The sequence below is a fragment of the Micrococcus sp. LASM2_SD2 genome, from assembly GCF_057364565.1.
Map to the genome: position 1 here is coordinate 1 of NZ_JBNFOB010000135.1, position 6,273 is coordinate 6,273.

Here is a 6,273-nt window from a genome sequence, read left to right on the forward strand (position 1 = left end):
GGCACCTGCTTCCTCGGCGTCGTGGACCCCGACGACGGCCCGGAGGCCCCGCTGCGCGCCGTCGCCTGGGTCGGGGTCGAACGTAGTGCCCCTGGCGATCCCGGCGCCGCCCGCCACGCCCTCACCCTGGCAGGGCCGCCGCCGCGCTGCGGCGTCGCTTCGGCTCCCTCTACGGCCCGGCGGACCAGGTGCTGGGCATCGAGGCGATGCTCGGCGCCCGTGGCCACCGGCCGCGCTCCGTGCGCCCGGACCAGCCGTTGATGGTGGCGCGGGGCGACGGCTCTGTCCGGGCGAGCCCGACGCTGCGGCAGGCCCGGCCCGCGGACCTGGACACGGTCCTGCCGGCCTCCGCGGCGATGTTCGAGGAGGAGCTCGGCTTCTCCCCGCTGCGGCAGGGCGCCGCCGCGTACCGGGACCGCATCCACCGGCTCATCCAGACCGGCCGCGTCCTGATCGAGCCGGGGGAGGAGCCCGGGGCGCTGCCCGCCTTCAAGGCGGACCTCGGCGGGCTCAGCCTGGACTGCGTGCAGGTCCAGGGCGTGTGGGTGCGGCCGGACCGCCGCGGCGAGGGACTGTCCGCACCGGCGATGGCCGCCGTGGTGGAGTACGCCGCGAGGACGGCCGACGCGGTGAGCCTCTACGTCAACGCGTACAACGAGCCGGCCATGCGCGCCTATGCGCGGGTGGGCTTCGAGCAGGTCGGGACGTTCGCCACGGTGCTGTACTGAGGGTCGCCGTCCGGTTCTCGGCGGCGGTCCCGGCCGGTCGCAGAGTGCGGGCGGCGCGGCGCTGCGCCGGGGAGGGAGGCCGGGACGGGTCGGCCCGCGCCCTGTCCGGGCGATAGGATCGCCCGGAGAATCCCCCGTGCCCGCGAGACGGGCGGGCCCCCGCACGACTCGAAGGAGTCCCACGCATGGCACTGCGCATGTCCACCCTGTTCCTCCGGACCCTGCGCGACGACCCGGCCGACGCCGAGGTCGCGAGCCACAGGCTGCTCGTCCGCGCCGGCTACATCCGCCGCGCCGGCTTCGGCACCTTCACCTGGCTGCCGCTGGGCCTGCGTGTGCTGCGCAAGGTTGAGGCGGTCGTCCGCGAGGAGATGGACGCCATCGGCGGCCAGGAGGTCCACTTCCCTGCGCTGCTGTCCAAGGAGCCCTACGAGGCCACCGGGCGCTGGGACGAGTACGGGGACGGGATCTTCCGCCTGCAGGACCGCCGCGGGAACGACCACCTGCTGGCCCCCACCCATGAGGAGATGTTCACCCTCCTGGCGAAGGACCACTTCTCCTCCTACAAGGACCTGCCGGCGTACCTGTACCAGATCCAGACGAAGTACCGCGACGAGGCCCGCCCCCGTGCCGGCCTGCTGCGCGTGCGCGACTTCATCATGAAGGACTCCTACTCCTTCACCGTGGACGAGGCCGGGCTGCAGGAGGCCTATGAGGCCCACCGCGGCGCGTACGAGCGGATCTTCGCCCGTCTCGGCCTGGAGGTCGTGGCCGTGGAGGCGACCGCCGGTGCCATGGGAGGCTCCCGTTCCGAGGAGTTCCTGCACCCCTCGCCGATCGGCGAGGACACCTATGTGGAGTCCCCGGGCGGCTACCGCGCCAACGTGGAGGCTGTGACCTCCGTGGCCCCGGAGCCGATGTCCGAGGAACAGATGGCCGCGCTGCCCTCCGCCGAGGTCAAGGACACCCCGGAGTCCACCACCATCGCCGCCCTCGTGTCCGTCGCCAACGAGCTGGACCCCCGCGACGACGGCCCCTGGACCGCTGGCGACACCCTCAAGTGCGTGGTGCTCACCGCGGTGCTGGACGGCGGAGAGCGCCGCCAGTTCGTGGTGGCCGTCCCCGGCGACCGCGACGTGGACCTCAAGCGCCTCGAGACCACCGCCGGCCCGGCCCTGGGGCTGACCGGAGAGCCCGGCATCGAGGCCGCCACCGAGGAGGACCTCGCCTGCCACCCCTCCCTGGTGAAGGTTACATCGGTCCCGGTGCGGGCCCGGACGGACAGAGGGTGCTCGGGGCCGAGGGCTCCGTGTCCGGGCTGCCGTTGTTGGTCGACCCCCGCATCGCCGCCGGCACCACCTGGATCACCGGCGCCAATGCGGACCAGAAGCACGTGTTCGGCCTCGTCGCCGGCCGGGACTTCGGCTGGGACGGCGTCGTCGAGGGCACCGTGGTCCGTGACGGCGACGCGGCCCCGGACGGCAGCGGTGCGCTCACCACCCGCCGGGGCATCGAGATGGGCCACATCTTCCAGCTCGGCCGCAAGTACGCCGAGGCGCTGGACCTGAAGGTCCTGGACCAGAACGGCAAGCAGGTCGTGGTGACCATGGGCTCCTACGGCATCGGCGTCACCCGCGCCGTCGCCGCGCTCGCCGAGACCTACCGGGACGAGAAGGGACTGGTGTGGCCTCGGGCGATCGCTCCGGCGGACGTGCACGTGGTGGTCGCGGCCAAGGGCGCCGACGCCTACGCCTACGCCGAGCAGCTCACCGCGCAGCTCGAGGAGGCCGGCCTCAGCGTCCTGCTGGACGACCGCACCAAGGTCAGCCCCGGCGTGAAGTTCAAGGACTTCGAGCTCATCGGCATCCCGACCGCCGTCGTGGTCGGCCGCGGCCTCACCGCGGGTGTCCTCGAGATCAAGGACCGCGCCGCCGGAGAGACCCGCGAGGTCTCCGTGGACGACGTCGTGGCGGCCGTGTCCGAGGCCGTCTCCGCCGACACGGAAGCCTGAGCCGAGGTGGACCTGTTCGGTCCGGTGGAGCTCACCCTCGGCCTCGTGCTGATGGTGGTGCTCGCCGGGCTGGCGGCCGGGTGGATCGACGCGGTCGTCGGCGGGGGAGGGCTGCTCCAGCTGCCCGTGGTCATGCTCATCCCGGGCCTGACCCCGGTGCAGGCGCTGGCGACCAACAAGATGGGGTCGGTGTTCGGCACGGCCACCTCCGCGGCCACCTACGTCCGGCGGGTCAGGCCCGACCTGCGCACGGCCGGGGCCACCGCGGCGGTGGCGCTGGCCGCGAGCTTCGGCGGCGCCCTCGTGGCCGCCGTCCTGCCGGCCGCCGTCATCCGGCCCGTCATCCTCGTGGCCCTGGTGGCGGTGGCCGTCTTCACCGCCGTCCGTCCGCAGCTGGGCCACTCCCATCAGCTGAGGTTCACCGGTGCCGCGCATCTGGTGCGGGCCCTGCTCATCGGCCTCGTGATCGGCTTCTACGACGGGGTCCTGGGGCCGGGCACCGGCACGTTCCTCATCATCGCCCTGGTCACCGTGCTCGGCTACGACTTCCTGCACGGCTCGGCCACCGCCAAGATCGTCAACCTCTGCACCAACCTGGGCGCCCTGGCGTTCTTCCTGCCGCAGGGCCACGTGGTGCTCGGCCTCGGCCTGCTGCTGGGCGTCTCCAACCTCGCCGGCGGCTACCTGGGCGCCCGCATGGCCATCGCCCGCGGCACCGGGTTCATCCGCGTGGCCTTCCTCGTGGTGGTCGCCGCGCTCATCGTGCGTCTGGGATGGGACACCCTGGCCCCGCTGCTCGGTTGAGGGGCACGGGGCGGGCCGCCGCCCGGCCGAGCACGCCGAGCGGTCCGGGTCCGGCTCCGGGAGTCTTCGGGGCGGGGTGCGGCCGGCTCCAGGAGCCGCCGAGGAGGGAACCGGCCCGCTCCGGTATGGTGTCCAGGTCCCGCCCCGGTCATCATCGCCGGGACGGACCCGAGAAGTGAAGGAGAGCACCGCCGTGCAGGAGCAGAACGAGTCCGCCGCCGGGACCCCGCAGCAGGCGCTGGAGCAGATCGTGGCCGCCGCCGTGGAGCCTGAGGGGTTCGTGGTGGAGAGCGCGGTCGTCACCGGCGCCACGGACGTCCCCACCGTGCAGGTCACCGTGGACCGGGCCGAGGGCACCGAGGGTGTGGACATGGACACTGTGGCCCGGCTGTCCGGGCTCGTCTCCGCGGCGCTGGACGCCCAGGGCGAGTCCGTGCCCGGCGTCGGTACGGGGGAGTACCTGCTGGAGGTCACCTCGGCCGGCGTCGAGCGTCCCCTCACGGAGCACCGTCATTGGCGGCGCAGCGTCGGCCGGCTCGTGGAGGTCTCCGTGGACGGGGCCGACCCGATCACCGCCCGCGTGCTCGAGGTCGGCGAGGACGAGGTCGAGCTCGCCGAGCACCGCCCCGGAGCGAAGAAGGGCATGCCCGCCAAGACGCTGCCCGCGGTCCGCGTCCCGTTCGCGCAGCTGGGGCCCGGCACCGTCCAGGTAGAGTGGGGCGGAAGTCAGCAGTCCACCGGCGCCGCCCGTCAGGGCGACCGCCCGGCAGATCCGACGGAGGCATAAGTGGATATCGACATGAGCGCGCTGCGCATGCTGGAGAAGGAGCGGGAGATCCCGCTCGAGAAGCTCGTCCCCACCATCGAGCAAGCGCTGCTGACGGCGTACCACCGTACGCCGGGCGCCGTGAAGCAGGCCCGCGCGGAGATCGACCGCAAGAGCGGCCACGTGACCATCTGGGCCACGGAGGTCGAGGAGGACGGCACTCCGATCGGCGAGTTCGACGACACCCCGAACGGCTTCGGCCGGATCGCCGCCTCCACCGCCCGCCAGATCATCCTCCAGCGCCTGCGCGACGTGGACGACGAGAAGGTCCTCGGCGAGTTCCGCGGCAAGGAGGGCGAGCTCGTCTCCGGCGTCATCCAGCAGGGCAACAACGCCCGCATGATCCAGGTCAACCTCGGCACCCTCGAGGCCGTCCTGCCCCCGCCCGAGCAGGCCCCCGGGGAGGACTACCGCCACGGCCGGCGCCTGCGCGCCTACGTGGTCTCCGCCGTGCGCGGGGCCAAGGGCCCGTCCGTGACCCTGTCCCGTTCGCACCCCAACCTCGTGCGCAAGCTGTTCGAGCTCGAGGTGCCCGAGATCGCCGACGGCGCCGTGGAGATCACCTCCCTGGCCCGCGAGGCAGGCCATCGCACCAAGATGGCCGTGAAGGCCATGCGTCCGGGCATCAACGCCAAGGGTGCGGCGATCGGTGAGATGGGCACCCGCGTGCGCGCCGTCATGACCGAGCTGAACGACGAGAAGATCGACATCGTCGACCACTCGGACGACCCGGCCACCATGATCGCCAACGCGCTGTCCCCGGCGAAGGCCGTGTCCGTAAAGATCCTCGACGAGGCCGCGCACTCGGCTCGCGTGGTGGTCCCGCAGCACCAGCTGTCCCTGGCCATCGGCAAGGAGGGACAGAACGCCCGTCTCGCCGCGAAGCTCACCGGCTGGCGCATCGATATCGTCGGCGACGGCGCGGAGGCCGATCAGGCCTGAGCGCCGAGACCCGGCGGCGGACGGGCATGGCCGACCCGCTGTGACGGCCCGCACACGACCGGGTGTGCGGGCCGTCGTCGTGGTGTGGCACGGGTCCCCTGAGGGCGCGATTCCGGTGCGGACGCGCTAGACTTGCACGGGTCCGCCTTCGGGCACCCCCTGCATGCAGGGGTCCGTCCCCGCAGCGCAGAGGAGTTCCGCATGACGTCGCAGACGCCGGTGCGGACCTGCGTCGGGTGCCGGAAGAGAGCGGATCAGACAGAGCTGGTGCGCGTGGCCCTGGACCGCAGCACGGACCCCCCATCCGTGCAGTGGGACGAGGCACGTCGCCGCCCCGGCCGCGGTGCATGGCTGCACCGCGACCCGGAGTGCGCGGCACGCGCCCTCGCCCGCGGCGGTTTCGCCCGGTCCTTCCGGACCCGGGTGGACACCGCGGCGTTCGAGGAGGCGCGCCGGCTGAAGAGACAAGACGACGAAGGCGGGTCAGAGATCTGATGCGTACCCGATGAGCACTGAAGCATGAGTGCCCAACGATGAACATCACCCCCTGCTGTCAGGCAGGCCGCGCGGCGGCGTCGACCCCGATGCACGCCCCGGCCTGGGACATCACCGACGGTCTCAAGGCGGACTGAACGAGGACCACATCTCCTCCGTTCGGCCCCGCTAAGGAGGCCAGAACAGGAGAAACGTGGCCAAGGTCCGCGTCCACGAGCTCGCCAAGGAGCTCGGCATCCCTTCCAAGGAGGCCTTGAGCAAGCTCAAGGAGCTCGGCGAATTCGTCAGCTCGGCCTCCTCCACGATCGAGCCCCCGGTCGTGAAGAAGCTCCGCAACGCCTACGCCGGCTCCAACGCCGGCGGCGCTGCCGCATCCGGCTCCAAGCCCTCGGCGGCGGAGCCAAAGAAGCCCGCGGCCTCCCCCGGCCGCCCCCCACGTCACCTGCGTCCGCGGCCCCCGAAGCCGG

Annotated in this window: 6 protein-coding genes and 1 pseudogene; all 7 read left to right on the forward strand. The window is 72.6% G+C overall.

The window, feature by feature from the left end:
- The first annotated feature begins 188 nt into the window (after positions 1–188).
- On the forward strand, positions 189–728 hold the full coding sequence (locus AC2W7A_RS08090; RefSeq protein ID WP_485990909.1) for a GNAT family N-acetyltransferase: 540 nt from the start codon (positions 189–191) through the stop codon (positions 726–728).
- A gap of 185 nt (positions 729–913) precedes the next feature.
- A pseudogene (locus AC2W7A_RS08095) lies at positions 914–2,739 on the forward strand (proline--tRNA ligase).
- Between the two features lie 51 nt (positions 2,740–2,790).
- A complete protein-coding gene (locus AC2W7A_RS08100) occupies positions 2,791–3,543 on the forward strand; it encodes a TSUP family transporter (RefSeq protein ID WP_485990914.1) in 753 nt (250 codons plus the stop codon).
- 175 nt (positions 3,544–3,718) lie between these two features.
- The gene (locus AC2W7A_RS08105; RefSeq protein WP_485990910.1) at positions 3,719–4,330 is read left to right on the forward strand and encodes a ribosome assembly cofactor RimP; all 612 of its coding nucleotides are present in this window, start codon (positions 3,719–3,721) and stop codon (positions 4,328–4,330) included.
- Positions 4,331–5,311, forward strand: coding sequence for a transcription termination factor NusA (gene nusA / locus AC2W7A_RS08110; RefSeq protein WP_485990911.1), 981 nt, complete (start codon positions 4,331–4,333; stop codon positions 5,309–5,311).
- 201 nt (positions 5,312–5,512) lie between these two features.
- Positions 5,513–5,806 (forward strand): YlxR family protein, encoded by a 294-nt coding sequence (locus AC2W7A_RS08115; RefSeq protein WP_485990912.1) that lies wholly within the window; start codon positions 5,513–5,515, stop codon positions 5,804–5,806.
- A 193-nt stretch (positions 5,807–5,999) separates the two neighbouring features.
- On the forward strand, positions 6,000–6,273 hold a 274-nt coding region (locus AC2W7A_RS08120; RefSeq protein ID WP_485990913.1), incomplete at its 3' end, for a translation initiation factor IF-2 N-terminal domain-containing protein.